This window comes from Lactiplantibacillus garii (assembly GCF_003885105.1).
Classification (GTDB): domain Bacteria; phylum Bacillota; class Bacilli; order Lactobacillales; family Lactobacillaceae; genus Lactiplantibacillus; species Lactiplantibacillus garii.
Window position 1 is genome coordinate 1 of record NZ_QWZQ01000156.1, and the last position, 281, is coordinate 281.

Sequence of the window (281 nt, forward strand, 5' to 3'; positions counted from 1 at the left end):
GTGATAAATACGATTATATGTTGGCAGTAGTATCTGGGACAATTGCGGGCTTTATTGATATATTCTTTGTTGGTGCGGGCAATGATGGAAAAAAGCGCGGACAAATTGACGAACGTGGACAAATTTCAAAAGCTGCTGACACAGGATTTAATCTGGTTGTCTTACGGTATGCTAAATTTGATTATCGAATGAGGCGCACAACTGGCAAGGGCACAAAAAACTTTCCTACTAATGAACCGCAAAATATTTACGAAGCTGTTCACTATTTAGAGATGCAATAC

1 protein-coding gene is annotated in these 281 nt (G+C 39.1%); it reads left to right on the plus strand.

Annotated features, from left to right (window positions below; genetic code table 11):
• Window positions 1-281 (plus strand): hypothetical protein (locus D1831_RS14520; RefSeq protein WP_225422919.1); only part of this gene is annotated, 281 nt, incomplete at both ends.